The sequence below is a fragment of the Bordetella pseudohinzii genome, assembly GCF_000657795.2.
GTDB lineage: Bacteria > Pseudomonadota > Gammaproteobacteria > Burkholderiales > Burkholderiaceae_B > Bordetella > Bordetella pseudohinzii.
The window spans coordinates 182,662-198,330 of record NZ_JHEP02000001.1; the positions used below are offsets into that span (position 1 = coordinate 182,662).

Sequence of the window (15,669 nt, forward strand, 5' to 3'; positions counted from 1 at the left end):
GAGAACCGCTTTGACCCGCATTGACGACGCTCTGCATGACCGGGAAGCCGGCCAGGCCGACTCCACCCAAGACACGACCCGCATCGACGGCACCCGCATTGGCGCGGTGCGTCCGCTGATTTCCCCGGCCCTGCTGCTGGACGAACTGCCCACGCCGGCCGCCGTCCAGGACCTGGTCGAGTCCCGCCGCGCCGAGATCGCCGACGTGCTGCACGGCCGCGACGACCGTCTCATCGTGGTGGTGGGCCCCTGTTCCATCCACGACCATGGCCAGGCCATGGAATACGCGCGGCAGCTCAAGACCGCCGCGGAGGCCCTCAAGGACGACCTGCTCGTCGTCATGCGCGTCTACTTCGAGAAGCCGCGCACCACCGTCGGCTGGAAGGGCTTCATCAATGACCCGCGCCTGGACGGCAGCTTCCGCATCAATGAAGGCCTGCGGCGCGCCCGCTCGCTGCTGCTGGAGATCTCCAGCCTGGGCCTGCCCATCGCCACCGAGTTCCTGGACCTGCTCAGCCCGCAATTCATCGCCGACCTGATCGCCTGGGGCGCCATTGGCGCGCGCACCACCGAGAGCCCCAGCCACCGCCAGCTGGCCTCCGGCCTGAGCTGCCCGCTGGGCTTCAAGAACGGCACCGACGGCGGCGTGCAGATCGCCGCCGACGCCATGGTGGCCGCCAGCGCCAGCCATGCCTTCATGGGCATGACCAAGATGGGCGTGGCCGCCATTTTCGAGACGCGCGGCAATGCCGACACCCACGTCATCCTGCGCGGCGGCAAGAATGGCCCCAACTACGATCCGGCCAGCGTGCAGGCCTGTTGCGAGGCGCTGCGCAAGGCCGGCCTGCGCGAACAGGTCATGATCGACTGCTCGCACGCCAACTCCAACAAATCGCATGAGCGCCAGGTGGACGTGGCGCGCGACATCGCCCTGCGTATCGCCGGCGGCGAGACGCGCATCAGCGGCCTGATGATAGAAAGCAATCTGCAGCCCGGACGCCAGGACCTCAAGCCCGGCGTGCCCCTGGCCCATGGCGTGTCCATCACCGACGCCTGCCTGGGCTGGACGCAGACCGAGCCGGTGCTGGCCGATCTGGCGCGCGCCGTGCGCGAACGCCGCGCGCGCCGCTAGGACCGCTGCGGGTTGGCGCGCTCTCAACTATCATGGACGCTCCGTCCGCTTCCCGTCACAGGAGTATTCATGAACCGGAAACTGCTGACCTTCATCCTCGCGGCTGGCCTGGCCGGCCTGGCCGGCTGCGCCGCCAACCAGCGCGCCGCGTCGTCTTCGTCCGCGCCGGCCAGCCCCAGCGGCTCCATGCTGCCCAGCGGCAAGAGCTGCGATGCCCAGCCCGCGCAGAACCTGGTCGGCCAGGCTTTCAGTGAGTCCGTGGGCGCCGATGTGCGCGGCCGCACGGGCTCGGACTCGGTGCGAGTGCTCAAGCCCGGCCAGGTCATGACGCTGGAGTACAACCCGGCCCGCGTGAACGTCATCGTCGACGGCCAGGGCAAGATCAGCGCGATCCGCTGCGGCTGATCGCCTTCAGCCTGGCGGGCGGCGGGCCTCGGCCAGCGCCACCGTCAGGTGCATGACTTTTTTCTTCAGCGCATCGCGCTCTTCGGTCAGGCGCTGGATGAGGCCGTTCAGGCGTGCCACCTCGGCCGGATAGTCCTCGATGGCCGGGCTCTCCCAGGGCGGCGCGGCGCCGCCCGCCGCCTCGGGCGGGGCTTCGGCCTCTTTGCGCAGCCTGGCCTCGTAGCGGGCCGCCTGCAGCTCCATGCGGGCCTGGCGCGCCGCCTCGCGCAGATTCTGCCTGCCGCCCTGGGCGGCCTGCTGCTGGCGTTCCTCGGGCAGGCTGGCCACGGCCGCCGCCGCATTGATGGAAATATCCCCCGCGCGCACCGCCCGCACCAGATCCGGCACGGCGCGCTGTTCGATGCGCTCGATCTGCGCCAGGGTGTTGCTGCTCACGCGGGCTTCGCGCGCCAGATCCTGGCGGCTAGGCAAGGGCGCGGCCGGCGCGGTCTCTTCCTGGATGGCCGGCTCGCGCGCCTGCAGGATCTGTTTCTTGCGCAGCGCCAGCACGCCTCGCTGGTAGTCCGATACGCTGCGCCGCCCGAGGTGGTTGTCTATCATCCACAAGCGCACGTCGTCCATGGACTGGAAACGCTCGTTTTGCAGCGTGCGGAATGCAATGCCGTGCTTGCGGCAGATTTCGTAGCGATTGTGCCCGTCGACCAGCACCTTGCCCCAGAGCACCAACGCATCGCGGCAGCCTTCGGCCAGGAGGCTGCGCTCCAGCGCGCTGTACTCATCCGGCGTGAGCGGGTCGATATAGGCCCGCAGTTCTTCATTGATCTCGATATCCATGGCGCGAAGCATAACCGCTTGCGCGCCCGCCCTACAGCAGGCCGCGCGCGGCCAGGTCGCCGGCCACTTCGCGCAGCCGCGCCACGGGGTCGCGCAGGGCCAGCAGCCTGGCCTTGTCGGCCGGCGCCAGCGGCAGCAGCTCGCACCAGCGGTCGGCCACCCAGCCGGCCTCGTCCAGGCGATAGGGCGGCGCCACCGGCATGTCGGCGTCGTCGTGGCCCTGGCGCTGCAGGCCGGCGATCAGGCGGCCCAATGCGCCCACGGCCTCGCGCAGCGTCTCGGGCACCGGCTCGACCGGGTCGGCGGCGATGGCCTGCGCCTGCCCCGTCCACAAGCCGTAGCGGCCGCGCTCGCAGCCGGCCAGCTGGAAGCGCTCGCCGCCCCGGCAGCGCAACTCGTACAGCGCGGGCATGGGCTGCTGCCAATGCTCGATGTGGGCCAGGGTGCCCACCGGCGCCAACACCTCCATGCCGTCGGGCGTGCGCACCTCCTGCCCGGCCAGCAGGATCACCACGCCAAAAGGCTGGCCCTCGGCCAGGCAGCGCTTGATCATGTCCAGGTAGCGGATCTCGAACACCCTCAGGCGCAGGACCCCATCGGGAAACAGGGCATTGGTCAGGGGAAACAAGGGGATGCGGGACATGCGCTTATCTTGGCATGAAACCCTGCCGCCCGGGCACCGCTGGCGACACAGTGAAACATCCTTGCCGCGGGCCCGGACTTATCATCGTTGCGCGGCCTGGGCAAAAACAGCAACAGCAAAAAAAGATGATTTAGTTAGTTTTTAGGACTAACATGCCAGGCGGCATCCTCCAGGAGACGATCATGCCCGAGATTTCCGCTTACCTGACCTTCGACGGCGATTGCGCCCAGGCCATGCGCTTTTACGAGCACGCCCTGGGCGGCAAGCTCGAAGCGATGATCCGCTTTGCCGACGCTCCGCCCGAAGTGCCCCGCGATCCCCAGGACAGCGAACGCATCATGCATGCCCGCCTGACGCTGGACGGGCAGGCCATCATGGCCTCGGACGCCGGCAGCTGTCAGCCCTATGAGGGCAAGAAAGGCGTGTCGCTGGCCCTGACCTACCCCACGGTCTCCGACGCGCAGCGCGTCTTCCGCCTGCTCTCGGAAAACGGCAATGTGATCATGGACATGCAGCCCACCTTCTGGGCCGAGTCCTTCGGGATGGTGATCGACCAGTTCGGCACCTCCTGGCTGATCAACGGCGCCATGAAGAAGACCTGAATCCCACGGGCGCCCGCGCCCTTTTTTGGCTGACCTCCATGCCACCTTCCCTCACCGGGCGCCAGCGCTGGTGGGCGCTCATGGTCTTGTGCCTGGGCGTGCTCATGATCGTGCTGGACACCACCATCGTCAACGTCGCCCTGCCCTCGATCAAGGCGGACCTGGGCTTCACCGAAGCCAGCCTGGTCTGGGTGATCAACGCCTATATGCTGACCTTCGGCGGCTTTCTGCTCTTGGGCGGACGGCTGGGCGACCTGCTGGGCCACCGCCGCGTCTTCCTGGCCGGGCTGACCCTGTTCACGCTGGCCTCGGCCGCCTGCGGCCTGGCCCAGGGGCAGGCCGCCCTGGTGGCCGCGCGCGCCGCCCAGGGGCTGGGCGGCGCCGTGGTGTCGGCCGTCGCGCTATCGCTCATCATGACCCTGTTCACCGAGGCAGCCGACCGCGCCCGCGCCATGGGCGTCTACGGCTTTGTCTGCGCTGGCGGCGGCAGCCTGGGCGTGCTGCTGGGCGGCCTGCTCACCAGCACCCTGAGCTGGCACTGGATCTTCCTGGTCAACCTGCCGCTGGGGCTCATCGTCTTTCTCCTCTGCCTGTGGCTGCTGCCGGCGGGCGGCGGACAGCGGCCCTCGGGCGCGCTGGACGTGGCCGGCGCCGTCACGGTCACGCTATCGCTCATGCTGGCCGTCTACGCCGTGGTCAATGCCAACGAGGCGGGCTGGCTGTCGGCGCAGTCCCTCACCCTGCTCCTGCTGGCGGCCGCGCTGATGGCGGCCTTTCTGCGCATCGAGGCGCGCGCCGGCTCGCCGCTGATGCCGCTGTCGCTGTTCGCGCTGCGCAATGTCGCCACCGCCAATGGCGTGGGCGTGCTCTGGGCCGCCTCCATGTTCGCCTGGTTCTTTCTGTCGGCCCTCTATATGCAGGCCGTGCTCGGCTACACGCCCATGCAGGTGGGGCTGGCCTTCCTGCCGGCCAATCTCATCATGGCCGCCTTTTCGCTGGGCGGCTCGGCCCGGCTGGTCATGCGTTTCGGGATCCGCCCGCCCCTGGCCGCCGGCCTGGCCCTGGCCGCGCTGGGCCTGGCCTGGTTCGCCCGCGCGCCGGTCGACGGCAGCTTCATGCTCGACGTGCTGCCCGGCATGATCGCCCTGGGCGTGGGCGCCGGCATCGCGCTCAACCCCATCCTGCTGGCGGCCATGAGCGATGTCGATCCCGCCGACGCCGGCCTGGCCTCGGGCGTGGTCAACACGGCCTTCATGATGGGCGGCGCGCTGGGCCTGGCGGTGCTGGCCAGCCTGGCCGGCGGCCACAGCGCCCGCCAATTGGCCGCCGGCGCCCAGCCGCTGGCCGCGCTGACCTCGGGCTACGCCCTATCTTTCGCCGCCGGCGCGGTCAGCGCCGGCCTGGCCGCGCTGGCCGCCGTCGTATTCCTGCGCCGCGGCCGCCACGCCGCCGCCCCCTTGGGAGATCCCTCATGAACTACCACGGCAGTTGCCATTGCGGCGACGTGCGCTTCGCCTTCGAAGGCGAGTTCGGGCCCGCGCTGGCCTGTAATTGCTCCATCTGCCAGCGCAAGGGCTCGCTGCTGTGGTTCATGCCGCGCGAGGCGCTGCGCCTGGAAACCCCCGACACGCCCCTGTCCGCCTATACCTTCAACAGCCATCGGATCGCGCACCAGTTCTGCCCGCGTTGCGGCATCCATCCCTTCGCCTGGGCCCAGGACCCTTCGGGCAAGGAGATGGCCGCCGTCAATATCCGCTGCCTGGAAGACATCGACCTGGACGCCATCGAGGTCAAGCACTACGACGGCCGCGCGCGATGATCGCCATAGGCGCCAGGATTGGTCTGAAAACCTCGTCCGGCGCGTGACCCCGCGCATGAAATCGTAGACATTGCCAGAGCAGCACGCGCCTGGCCTGGCGGAGGGTTCTCGCCGGTACCCGCCGCCCAAGGCTGGGCGCCGCGTTGCGGCGCCGACCCGCGCCGGTATTTCCTGGAGGCATCGCGCCTCCTTTTTTTCGCCTGGCGCCGTTCAGTGGTAGCGGTCGCGGTAACTCAGGGGCGACATGCCGCAGTGCTTGCTGAAAATATCGCGGAAGGCCTTGGTATCGCTGTAGCCGACTTCGTACATCACTTCGGCCACGCTCTTGCGCGTATGTTCGAGCTGCTGCTTGGCGGCCTCCACCCTCACTCTTTGCTGGTACTCCACGACGCTGTTGCCCGTGGCATGGCGGAAGCGCCGCTCCAGCGTGCGGCGGCCCACGGCATGGCGCAAGGCCAGCCCTTCGATGCCCAGCCGCTCCGAAAAATGCGTCTCGATGTGTTCCTGCACCGCCAGCACCACGGCGTCGCCATGGGTTTTCTGGCCGGCGAACACCAAAAAGGGCAGCTGGCTCTGGCGGTCCCAGTCCAGCTGGAATAGCTTGGCGCACCAGATGGCGATGTCGCGTCCGGCATGTTTTTCGATGAGATGCAGCACCAGGTGGGCGGCCGAAAAAGCCCCGCCGCTGGTATAGAGGCCCCGCTCGGCCAGGACCACGCGGTCGCAGATCCACGACACCTTGGGAAACAGCGCGGCATATTGGTTGCGCACGACCCAGTGCACCACGGCGCGCCGCCCGTCGAGCAGCCCGCCGGCGGCCGGCAGCGCCGCGCCCAGGCAGAGATTGGCGAGTTCGCCCCCCTCGCGGTAATGCGCGCACAGCCACTGGATGAGCGCGGTGTTGGCCGCCACGGCGCGGCCGACGGCCGCGGCGTCCGGCGCCATCAGGGGCGGCACCAGGCAGATATCCACCTGCCCGGGCTGGGCCAGCGTGGCGTCGGCCCTGACGGTGATCCGGCCCTCGTCCAGCGACATGGTGGGCTCGGCCGCCAGCAGGCGCACCGAAAAAGCCGGATCGCGCCCGCAATCGCGCAGCCGCGCGTTAGCCGCCTGGAATCCCTGGCGCGCTGTCTCCAGCGAAGCGATATTGGCGCCGGCCGGCACCAGCATGGCGATGCGTTTCATGGCTGCAGCATAGCGCGCCGGGCTGTCGCGATCCACCCGCCAGAATGTCGCAAACCCCCTTCGCCGGCGGGTGCCTCGCGCCGCTACAGTGATTCTCCGGCGCACCAGGCGCCAAGGAGACCATGATGAAAGAGTATGTAGACGGATATCTGCTTGCCGTGCCCAGCGACCAGCTGGACACCTACCGCGCCATGGCCTCGCGCGCCGGCGAGATCTGGAAGGAGTACGGCGCGCTGGACTATCGCGAGTGCGTGGGCGAATCGCTGGAGCACAACCATGGCATGCGCAATTTCCGCCACGCGGCCGAGGCCGGGGACAACGAAACCGTGGTGTTTTCCTGGATCGTCTTCCGCGACAAGGCCGACCGCGACCGCATCAACGCGGCCGTCATGACCGATCCGCGCCTGCAGGATGTATGCATCGAAGGCGTGTTCGACCCCAAGCGCATGGCCTGGGGCGGCTTCGACACGCTGGTCCAGGCCTAGGAACGCCGCGGTCGGGTACGATTCACCCCCTGCACACAACCATTGCAAGGGGAAATCATGAAACGCTTTCTGGCGGCCGGCGCCACCGCGCTGGCCTCTTTCCTGTCCGCGCAAGCCTGTTCGCAGACCACCCAGGCGATGACCATCACCGTGCCTTATGGCGCCGGGGGCATCGTGGACAACACCGCGCGCGCCTATGCCGAGCGGCTGGGCCAGGAGCTGGGCCAGCCGGTGGTGGTCGAGAACAAGGGCGGCGCCGGCGGCATGATAGGCATGGCGGCGGTCGCCAAGGGGCCGGCCGAACGCAGCCTGGCCTTCTCGGCCATCAGCCCGGTGACGCTGTCGCCTCACCTCATGAAGACCCAGTATGACCCCCTCAAGGACCTCAAGCCGGTGGCCGCGGTCATGTATTCGCCGGTCTTTCTGGTGGCCGGGCCCAAGTTCAGCGGCGCGAGCTTCGCCGATATGCTGGCCCAGGCCCGCCAGGATCCGGGCGGCCTTAGCCTGGCCACGGCAGGCGTGGGTTCGCTGGGCCACCTGATGCTGGAGCAGATCAACCGCCAGGCCGGCGTGTCCATCACGCACGTGCCTTACAAGGGCATGGCGCAGCTGGTGCCCGACGCCCTGGGCGGCCAGTTCAGCCTGGCGCTGGTCAACGCCTCCGGCCCGGTCAATGGCCTGATCGACGAGGGCAAGCTCAAGCTGCTGGCCGTGGGCGCGCCCGCCCGTCTGGCGGCCCGCCCCGGTACGCCCACGCTGGCCGAGCTGGGCTATCCCGCGGCCAATATGAGCTCGACCTTCGGCTTTTTCGCGCCGGGCTCGGCCTCGCCGGCGCATATCGCGCGCATGAACGCGCTGATCAACAAGATCTCCGCCATGCCCGAGATCAGCAAGCCGCTGACCGACGCGCTCAACGTCATGCAGATCGGCAGCGCCGAGACCTTCGCCGCCCAGGTGCGCAAGGAATACGAAGCCAGCGGCCGCATCGTCAAGGACGCCGATATCCGCGTGGACTGAAGCCGCTCAGGCCGCCGTCCCGCCTCTCGGCGGGCGGCGCATGAGGAATTCGATATCGGTCTCCTCCTGGATCGCGAAGCCCAGGCGCTCGTACAGGCGCCGCGCCGGATTGCCCTTGAGCACGTATAGGCGCGTCGCCTCGCCGCCCTCGTCGGCGCGGGCCAGCACGCCGCGCAGCAGCCGGGCGCCCAGGCCCTGGCCTTGGCGGGCCGGATCCACCTGGATCTGGATCACATACCAGCCCGCCTCATCGTGACGCACCTTGAACAGGCCCGTCGGCGCCTGATCGATGAGGACGATGCGCGCGTCCTCCCAGTGATAGCGGATGCGCCGCATATGCGCGGCCTCGTCGAAAGGCACGCCGTCCTGCCGCAGATGCGGCTCCATGGTGCGGCGGCGCAGGTCCAGCAGAAAAGGCAGGTCCGCTTCGACGGCGGGACGCAGGATGAGTTCGGGCAGGGGCATGGCAAAGGCAGGCAGACGCTGAAAACCAAGGCGGCCAGATGGTAGCGCCGCCCGCCCCGCCGCGCCAGCGGCCGGCGTTTGCAGTATGCTCTGGCCCGGCCGCGCGCCTTGCCGCGGCATCGGTGGAGTGTTTCAAGTGGGCCACGGACTGGGCTGGCTGCGCGTTTTCTATTTTCTGTTCTACGGGCTGCAGGGCATCAGCATCCCCTTTCTGCCGCTCTGGCTCGCCAGCCAGGGCCTGGACAAGGATGCGATCGGGCTGATCGTGGCCACGGCCTTTCTGCCCAAGATACTGTCGGCCCCCGCGCTGGCGCATGCCGCCGACCTCACCGGCCGGCTGCGGCTGCTGATCGCCCTGCCCCTGGCCGGCACCGCCCTGCTCTTTGCCTGCTATCCCTGGCAGCAGTCCCCGGGCTGGATGTTCTGGACCACGCTTGGGGTCAATCTGCTGCTGCCCGCCGTGCAGCCCATATTGGACCGCATCGCGCTGGCCGGCAACCGCGGCGGCCGGCCGCTCTACACCACCGTCCGGGTCTGGGGATCGCTGGGCTTTGCCGCGCTGACCCTGGTGGGCGGCCATGTCATCCGCGCCACCGGCCCGCTGTCCATCATCCTGATGAGCGTGGCGCTGGGCCTGGCCTGCCTGGCCTGCCTGAGCGTCCTGGATGTGGGCGATGCCCCGCCCCGGCGCGCCCACGCCGGGCAGCGCTGGCCCTTGCTGCAGGTGCTGCGCCAGCGCCCCGTCGTGCTGTGCATCCTCGCGGCCTCGCTCACCCAGGCCAGCAATGGTTTCCTGTACTCCTACGCGACGCTGTTCTGGACCGACCATGGCCTGTCCACCTCGGATATCGGCCTGCTGTGGACCGTGGGCGTGGGCGCCGAGGTGGTGTTCTTTTTCCTGGCCTTGCGCATTCTTGCCGCGGTCCGGCCCGAGCGCCTGATCTGGATCTCGGCGGCCATGACGGCGCTGCGCTGGCTGGGGCTGGCGGCCTTTGTCGATCTGCCCGTGCTGCTGGCCTTCCAGCTTCTGCAGGCCTTCACGCTGGGCGGCAACAACTCGGCCATCATGGCCTATATCTCGCGCCAGGTGCCGGCCCACTGCCAGACCTCGGCCATCGCGCTCTACACCATGCTGTCGGGCGGCATCCTGATGTTCTTCAGCGTCAACGCCGCGCGCCTGGTCTACCCGCGCGTGCCCTGGGGCGGTTTCGCCATGATGGCGGTGTTCGCGCTGTGCGCCATTCCCATCGTCCTGTGGGCCGGCCGCAGGCCCCTGGACACCCCTGAAACCCGCTGAAATCCCCCTAAAGTCTGGTCACACCCGCCGCATGCCCCAGGGAGTAAATTAGCTCTGTGAGACCGGAAAGGCCGCCGTCGCGGCCCACCCCGGCGCTCTGGAGTCCTGAAATGAAATCGCGTTTGATGCGCCTGGCCGGCGCTGCCGCCCTGGCGGCCATGACGGCCGCCGCCGCGACGCCCGCGCTGGCCGGCGGCCCGCGCGGGGGCGGAGGCTATTACGGAGGCCATGGCGGCCATGGCGGCTATTACAGCGGCCACGGCGGCTATTACGGCGGCCACCGGGGCGGCCACGGCCACTCCAGCGGCTGGTCGTCCACCGACACCTGGATCGTCGGCGGCGCGCTGGCCCTGGTGACGGCCGGCCTGCTGCTGTCGGCCAACTCCCAACCCAGCTATGCGCCCACGGTGCAAGCCGGCGGGGACGGATACATGTATACCTCGCCGGGCTACAACACGGCGCTCACCCAGACGCCCAGCTATGCGCCGCCGCCCCCGGTCTACGAGCCGGCCCCGATGGCCGACCCCGCGGACCCGGCTTCGGCCAATCTGGCCCCGGTGGCCGTGGCCCAGGCCGCCCCCCCTGCCGGGCAGGCCGATTGCGGCCGCTACGCCATGAACCAGAGCGGTTTCGATCCGGCCAACGCAGGCCCGTGGACCACCCAGGTCATGGTGGACACGTACAACCGCGCCTTGCAGACCTGCCGCGACAACAACTGGGGCGGCTGACCCGGCTCAACCCAGCGCGGTATCCAGGAACATCATCACCCCGAAACCGGCCATCAGGCCCACCGTGGCAAAGGTCTCATGGCCGTTGCGGTGGGTTTCGGGGATGACCTCGTGCGAGACCACGAAAATCATGGCGCCCGCCGCCAGGCCCATGCTGGCCGGATAGGCCAGCGCATAACCGCTGGCCATGCCCACGCCGATCAGGGCGCCCAGCGGCTCCATCACTCCCGACCCCACCGCGATCAGCACGGCCTGGCCCCGCGTCAGGCCGATGGCGCGCAGCGCGACCGCCACGGCCAGACCCTCGGGGATGTCCTGGATGGCGATGGCCGAGGTCAGCGGCAGCCCCACGCTCAGATCGCCATTGGACAGGCTCACGCCGATGGCCATGCCCTCGGGCAGGTTGTGCAGCACGATGGTCAGCACGAACAGCCATACGCCATTGATGCGCGCGCTCTCGGGGCCGCGCAGGCCGGTGTTCTCGTGCAAATGCGGCGTGAAGTAGTCCAGGCCCAGCATCAGCAGCACCCCCATGGCCATGCCCAGCACCACCACGCCGGCGGCCATGGGGCCGCTGCCCACCAGGGACTCGGCCGCGTCCAGCCCCGGCAGGATGAGCGAAAACGCGCTGGCCGCCAGCATCATGCCCGCAGCAAAGCCCAGCATGCAATCCTGGGTGCGCGTCGAGATGCGGCCGAACACCCCGGCCACCAACGCGCCCAGCGCGGTGGCGGCAAAGCCGGCGAAACCGCCCGCCACGGCCAGGCCGACATGGGCGCTGTTGCGGCCGGTCAGGGCCTCGTAGACGCTGCTGGCGCACAGCCAGGCCACGGCCAGCAAGCCCAGCATCAGGCCGCCCGTCACAAGGGGATGGGCCTGCGCCTGGGCCATCCAGGCGCTGCGCAGACTGGCGGATGTCGAACGGCTCATGGACTCTCCCTGGCTACGGTGCAGGCCTCATCTTGCCAGACCCTGGCCCATCCTGCTGCCTGGCCGGCATTCAAGCGCGAGACCGCCGTGCCGGTTTGGACGGCGGCAGCTTGCACACCTCGGTGTCCTCGGGACGCAAGACCCCGCCGGCCTGGCAGCGCGGCTGCATGTCGGCCAACGGCTTGCCATGCCGTTTGTCGACCAGCACCGAGTGCGCCTCGCCCGGCGCATAGAGGTGGCGCTCGCCCCACTGGCGCAGGCTGACGATGAGCGGAAACAGATCGCGGCCCATGTCGGTGAGCTGGTACTCGTGATGCGGCCCGGCCGGCACGGTCTCCAGGATGCCGGCCTGCACCAGCTTGCGCAGCCGGTCGGCCAGCATATTGCGCGCGATGCCCAGGTTTTTCTGGAACCCATTGAAACGGCGCTCGCCGTCGAAAGCGTCGCGCAGGATCAGCAAGGCCCAGCGGTCGCCCAAGAGGCCCGCGCCGCGCGCCACCGGGCAGGGGGTGTATTCGGACGCCATGTCCCGGCCTATATCCCTACGATTGACAAGGTTGCATTTTAAAACTTCGGTCTCTACACTCGCAACGGTTTTAATTTGAAACCGACATCATGCAAACCGCGCGAGACCTCCCCGCCCCGCTGGTGGCCCTGTTTGCCGTGGCCTGCGGCATCAGCGTGGCCAATGTCTATTACGCCCAGCCGTTGCTCGACGCCCTGGCGGCCGACTTCGGCATCGCGCGCGGCGCGGTGGGCGGCGTCATCACGGCCACGCAGATCGGCTGCGGCCTGGCCTTGCTGTTTGTCGTGCCCTTGGGCGATATCTGGCCGCGCAAACGCCTCCTGCTCATCCAGCTGGCCTTGCTCACCCTCACCCTGCTGGGCCTGGCCGCGAGCCGCCACGGCGGCCTGCTGCTGGCCGGCATGCTGGCCCTGGGCCTGCTGGGCACGGCCATGACCCAGGGCCTCATCATCTACGCGGCCGCCGCCGCGGGCGAGCACCAGCGCGGCGCCGTGGTGGGCGCCGCCCAGGGCGGCGTCATGGCCGGCCTGCTGCTGGCGCGCACGGTCTCCGGCCTGATCGCCGACCTGGCGGGCTGGCGCGCCGTCTACCTCGTTTCCGCGCTGTTCTGCCTGCTGCTGTCGCTCTGCCTGGCGCGCCTGCTGCCCGCGCCGGCGCCCGCCCAGGCCATGCGCTACCGCGATCTGCTGGCTTCGCTGGCGCAGCAGCTGCGGCGCAATCCCGTGCTGCGCGCGCGCGGCCTGCTGGGCTTCTGGATTTTCGCGGTGCTGGGCCTGTTCTGGAGCGCCATGGCCCTGCCGCTGGCCGATGCCGGGCTGTCGACCGCGGCCATCGGCGCCTTCGGCCTGCTGGGCGTGGCCGGCGCGCTGGGCGCGGCGCGCGCCGGACGGCTGGCCGACCAGGGCCATGCCCAGGCCACCACGGGCTGGGCCCTGGCGCTGATGCTGCTGTCCTGGCTGCCGCTGGCCGCCCTGGGCCAATCGCTCTGGTGGCTGGCCCTGGGCATCGTCATGCTGGACCTGGCCGTGCAGGCGGTGCATGTGACCAACCAAAGCCTCATCCTGGCCGCGCCGCCCGCCTTGCATGGACGGTTGATCGGCGGCTACATGCTGTTCTATGCCGCCGGCAGCGGCGCCGGCGCCCTGCTCACCACCCATCTGTACGCCTGGGCCGGATGGCCGGCCGTCTGCGCCGCGGGCGCGGCGGCCAGCGCCTGCGCCCTGCTCTGCTGGCGCGCCGCCTTCAGCGCAGAAAGCGCTGCTCCAGCTCGCGCATCGCGGCATCGCCCTGCAGGGCGATGATGTCGTTGACCGTGGGCAGCTGCGCATCCACGCCAGCAATGCCGCCTTCGGCGCGGATGCGCGCGAAGACCTCGCGCATGGCGCCGACCGCGGCGCGGATGGCATGATTGCCGTAAATCACCACGCCCACCTTGCCCAGCGCCGCGATATCGGCCTCGCGCAATTGCGGATAGGCCGTGGGCACCAGGACCAGCGGCGCCTCGCCGCGCCAGGCGCGCACGAAGTCCAGGATCTCGTCCGGGGTCTTCTGCTTGGAATGGATGAGGATGGCGTCGGCGCCCGCCTCGACATAGGCGCTGGCGCGCCGCAAGGCCTCGGCCTGGCCGAGGCCGGCGATCAAGGCCTCGACGCGCGCGATGACCACGAAATCCGGATCGCGCCGCGCCGCCACCGCGGCCGCCACCTTGCCCTGGAAGGTCTCGATGGGCACCAGCTCCTGGCGCGCGCGCTCGCGCAGGCTGGTGTCCTTGGGAAAGTGCTTGTCCTCCATGACGACGGCCGACACGCCGGCGGCTTCGAACTGCGGCAATACATAGGCGACGTTGACGGCGTTGCCAAAGCCGGTGTCGATGTCGGCGATGACGGGCGCGCGCACGCGCGCGGCCATGGCGCGCATCATGTCCAGATGCGTGGACAGCGACAGAATGCTGGCGTCGGGCACGGCATGGCTGGCCGACAGCTCGAAGCCGCTGCCCCAGATCCCGTCGAAGCCGGCCTGCTCGGCCAGCAAGGCCGACAAAGGATTGTGGGCCGCCATGGCGGTGAACAGCCGGCCTTCGCGCAGCGCCTGGCGCAATACCTGGTGACGATTCATTCAAAGTCTCCGCATCGGATGCTGGCGGCCACTGTAATGCCAGCCGCCGCCGGCGCGCAAACCATGCCGTTGCATCCGGCGACGAGACGTAACCCCAGGGGCCGCATCGGCGGCGATAGCATGGAATCGCAGGCCCGCCCTGCCCATCGCCAACCTGTCCTGCAAGGAGGATGCCATGCCCGCCAAATCGAAAGCCCAGCAGATGGCCGCCGGCGCCGCCCTGGCCGCCAAACGGCATGAAACACCGGTCGGATCGCTCAAGGGCGCCTCGCGCCAGATGTACGACTCCATGACCGAAAAACAGTTGGAAGCATTCGCCCATACCAAGCGGCGCGGCAAACCGCGTCACGCTTGACAGCATTCCATATTCGGGAAAAACTCCCGAATATGGAAAACACCCAACAAGCCCTCGACCAGCAGCTCGCCCAGCGCCTGAAGGCCCTGCGCATGGAGCGCGGCTGGTCGCTGGACGAACTGGCGCGGCGCAGCGAGGTCAGCCGAGCCACGCTGTCGCGGCTGGAAAACGCCGAAGTCAGCCCCACGACCAGCGTGCTCGGCCGCCTGTGCGCGGCCTTCGGACTCACGCTATCGCGCCTGCTGCGCATGGTCGAGGAAGACTTCCCGGCCCATGTGCCGCTGGCCGGCCAGGCCATCTGGCGCGATGCCGGCTTCACCCGCCGCTCGGTCTCCCCGCCCGCGCGCAACCTCGCCGGCGAAGTGCTGGCCTGCGAGCTCGCCCCCGGCACCTGTATCGATTACGACGCGCCGCCGCGCCCCGGTCTGGAACATCATCTGGTGCTCATGCAGGGCGATCTCGACATGACGGTCGATGGCCGGCGCCACCTGCTGGCGCCCGGCGACTGCCTGCGCTACCAGCTGCATGGCGCCAGCCGCTTTCTCACCCGCGCCGGCGCGCAGTATTTTCTCTTCCTCCTCTGACCCCAGCCATGACCACCCTCCAAGCCACGCGCATCAGCGCCCTGTCGGCCAGCGAGCTCGACACCCACCTGCCGGCCCTGGCCGACGTGCTGCACGCCTGTGTCGCCGGCGGCGCCAGCGTCAACTTCCTGCTGCCCTACTCGCGGGAAAACGCCGCGGCCTTCTGGCGCGACAAGGTCAGGCCCGGCGTGCAAAGCGGCGGGCTATGCCTGCTGGCGGCCTGGCGCGGCGACGTGCTGGAGGGCACGGTGCAACTGGACCTGGACACCCCGCCCAACCAGCCGCACCGCGCCGAAGTCCGCAAGCTGCTGGTGCATCCGCGCGCCCGCCGCCTCGGCCTGGCGCGCGCCCTGATGCGCGAAGTCATGGCCGAGGCGGCGCGGCGCGAGCGGCATTTGCTGACCCTGGATACCGTGAGCGACAGCCCGGCCGAGGCCCTGTACCGCTCGCTGGGTTTCGAAGTGGCGGGCCGCATCCCCGGCTACGCCATCGAACCCCACGGCGCGCGCGCCGAGTCCACCACGCTGATGTACCGCCGGGCCTGAGG

Annotated in this window: 20 protein-coding genes; 13 read left to right on the forward strand and 7 right to left on the reverse strand. The window is 69.4% G+C overall.

The window, feature by feature from the left end; translation table 11 throughout:
* The first annotated feature begins 10 nt into the window (after positions 1 to 10).
* Both L540_RS00835 and L540_RS00840 read left to right on the forward strand, forming a co-directional pair.
* Entirely contained in the window at positions 11 to 1,132 is a 1,122-nt protein-coding gene (locus L540_RS00835; protein WP_043209287.1) for a 3-deoxy-7-phosphoheptulonate synthase, read from the forward strand.
* A 69-nt stretch (positions 1,133 to 1,201) separates the two neighbouring features.
* The gene (locus tag L540_RS00840; protein WP_043209289.1) at positions 1,202 to 1,537 is read left to right on the forward strand and encodes an I78 family peptidase inhibitor; all 336 of its coding nucleotides are present in this window, start codon (positions 1,202 to 1,204) and stop codon (positions 1,535 to 1,537) included.
* A gap of 6 nt (positions 1,538 to 1,543) precedes the next feature.
* On the opposite strand, the gene L540_RS00845 is transcribed toward L540_RS00840, so the two are convergent.
* Both L540_RS00845 and L540_RS00850 read right to left on the reverse strand, forming a co-directional pair.
* Positions 1,544 to 2,383, reverse strand: a complete 840-nt coding sequence (locus L540_RS00845) for a ParB N-terminal domain-containing protein (protein WP_043209292.1) — start codon at positions 2,381 to 2,383, stop codon at positions 1,544 to 1,546.
* A 19-nt stretch (positions 2,384 to 2,402) separates the two neighbouring features.
* Positions 2,403 to 3,014 (reverse strand): LON peptidase substrate-binding domain-containing protein, encoded by a 612-nt coding sequence (locus L540_RS00850; RefSeq protein WP_043209295.1) that lies wholly within the window; start codon positions 3,012 to 3,014, stop codon positions 2,403 to 2,405.
* Positions 3,015 to 3,196: 182 nt separating this feature from the next.
* Here L540_RS00850 and L540_RS00855 point away from each other — a divergent pair, with 182 nt between their 5' ends.
* Genes L540_RS00855 through L540_RS00865 form a run of 3 tightly spaced genes read left to right on the forward strand, consistent with a single transcriptional unit; the run spans position 3,197 to position 5,435 of the window.
* Positions 3,197 to 3,616 carry a VOC family protein gene (locus L540_RS00855; protein ID WP_043209449.1) on the forward strand — a complete coding sequence of 140 codons (420 nt, stop codon included), beginning with the start codon at positions 3,197 to 3,199 and terminating at the stop codon, positions 3,614 to 3,616.
* A 38-nt stretch (positions 3,617 to 3,654) separates the two neighbouring features.
* The gene (locus L540_RS00860; protein WP_043209296.1) at positions 3,655 to 5,091 is read left to right on the forward strand and encodes an MFS transporter; all 1,437 of its coding nucleotides are present in this window, start codon (positions 3,655 to 3,657) and stop codon (positions 5,089 to 5,091) included.
* Positions 5,088 to 5,435, forward strand: a complete 348-nt coding sequence (locus tag L540_RS00865; protein ID WP_043209298.1) for a GFA family protein — start codon at positions 5,088 to 5,090, stop codon at positions 5,433 to 5,435. The genes L540_RS00860 and L540_RS00865 overlap by 4 nt, the downstream gene beginning before the upstream one ends.
* A 210-nt stretch (positions 5,436 to 5,645) precedes the next feature.
* Here L540_RS00865 and L540_RS00870 read toward each other — a convergent pair whose 3' ends face one another.
* Positions 5,646 to 6,620: a GlxA family transcriptional regulator gene (locus tag L540_RS00870; RefSeq protein ID WP_197085618.1), complete on the reverse strand. Its 975-nt coding sequence runs from the start codon at positions 6,618 to 6,620 to the stop codon at positions 5,646 to 5,648.
* A gap of 125 nt (positions 6,621 to 6,745) precedes the next feature.
* On the opposite strand from L540_RS00870, the gene L540_RS00875 reads away from it, so the two are divergent.
* Complete coding sequence (locus tag L540_RS00875) at positions 6,746 to 7,105, forward strand: DUF1428 domain-containing protein (protein WP_043209303.1); 360 nt, start codon at positions 6,746 to 6,748, stop codon at positions 7,103 to 7,105.
* Positions 7,106 to 7,162: 57 nt separating this feature from the next.
* Positions 7,163 to 8,122: a Bug family tripartite tricarboxylate transporter substrate binding protein gene (locus L540_RS00880; protein ID WP_043209306.1), complete on the forward strand. Its 960-nt coding sequence runs from the start codon at positions 7,163 to 7,165 to the stop codon at positions 8,120 to 8,122.
* Positions 8,123 to 8,128: 6 nt separating this feature from the next.
* Here L540_RS00880 and L540_RS00885 read toward each other — a convergent pair whose 3' ends face one another.
* On the reverse strand, positions 8,129 to 8,587 hold the full coding sequence (locus L540_RS00885) for a GNAT family N-acetyltransferase (RefSeq protein WP_043209308.1): 459 nt from the start codon (positions 8,585 to 8,587) through the stop codon (positions 8,129 to 8,131).
* Between the two features lie 136 nt (positions 8,588 to 8,723).
* Between L540_RS00885 and L540_RS00890 the strand changes: the two genes are divergently transcribed.
* Together L540_RS00890 and L540_RS00895 are read left to right on the forward strand one after the other, a co-directional pair.
* Complete coding sequence (locus L540_RS00890) at positions 8,724 to 9,884, forward strand: MFS transporter (protein WP_043209454.1); 1,161 nt, start codon at positions 8,724 to 8,726, stop codon at positions 9,882 to 9,884.
* 110 nt (positions 9,885 to 9,994) lie between these two features.
* Positions 9,995 to 10,612, forward strand: a complete 618-nt coding sequence (locus L540_RS00895) for a hypothetical protein (RefSeq protein ID WP_043209309.1) — start codon at positions 9,995 to 9,997, stop codon at positions 10,610 to 10,612.
* A 6-nt stretch (positions 10,613 to 10,618) separates the two neighbouring features.
* On the opposite strand, the gene L540_RS00900 is transcribed toward L540_RS00895, so the two are convergent.
* Entirely contained in the window at positions 10,619 to 11,542 is a 924-nt protein-coding gene (locus L540_RS00900; RefSeq protein WP_043209311.1) for a ZIP family metal transporter, read from the reverse strand.
* A gap of 70 nt (positions 11,543 to 11,612) precedes the next feature.
* Positions 11,613 to 12,068 carry a winged helix-turn-helix transcriptional regulator gene (locus L540_RS00905; protein ID WP_043209314.1) on the reverse strand — a complete coding sequence of 152 codons (456 nt, stop codon included), beginning with the start codon at positions 12,066 to 12,068 and terminating at the stop codon, positions 11,613 to 11,615.
* Between the two features lie 89 nt (positions 12,069 to 12,157).
* On the opposite strand from L540_RS00905, the gene L540_RS00910 reads away from it, so the two are divergent.
* Positions 12,158 to 13,369, forward strand: coding sequence for an MFS transporter (locus L540_RS00910; protein WP_043209316.1), 1,212 nt, complete (start codon positions 12,158 to 12,160; stop codon positions 13,367 to 13,369).
* Here the strand turns inward: L540_RS00910 and L540_RS00915 are convergent.
* Positions 13,311 to 14,183, reverse strand: a complete 873-nt coding sequence (locus L540_RS00915) for a phosphonopyruvate hydrolase (RefSeq protein WP_043209318.1) — start codon at positions 14,181 to 14,183, stop codon at positions 13,311 to 13,313. The genes L540_RS00910 and L540_RS00915 overlap by 59 nt on opposite strands.
* A gap of 175 nt (positions 14,184 to 14,358) precedes the next feature.
* Between L540_RS00915 and L540_RS00920 the strand changes: the two genes are divergently transcribed.
* From L540_RS00920 to L540_RS00930, 3 genes are read left to right on the forward strand one after another with little or no spacing between them, the layout of a single operon-like run.
* On the forward strand, positions 14,359 to 14,538 hold the full coding sequence (locus L540_RS00920; RefSeq protein ID WP_043209320.1) for a DUF3008 family protein: 180 nt from the start codon (positions 14,359 to 14,361) through the stop codon (positions 14,536 to 14,538).
* Positions 14,539 to 14,570: 32 nt separating this feature from the next.
* On the forward strand, positions 14,571 to 15,122 hold the full coding sequence (locus L540_RS00925) for a helix-turn-helix domain-containing protein (RefSeq protein ID WP_043209322.1): 552 nt from the start codon (positions 14,571 to 14,573) through the stop codon (positions 15,120 to 15,122).
* 8 nt (positions 15,123 to 15,130) lie between these two features.
* Positions 15,131 to 15,667 (forward strand): GNAT family N-acetyltransferase, encoded by a 537-nt coding sequence (locus L540_RS00930; RefSeq protein ID WP_043209324.1) that lies wholly within the window; start codon positions 15,131 to 15,133, stop codon positions 15,665 to 15,667.
* Positions 15,668 to 15,669: the final 2 nt, after the last annotated feature.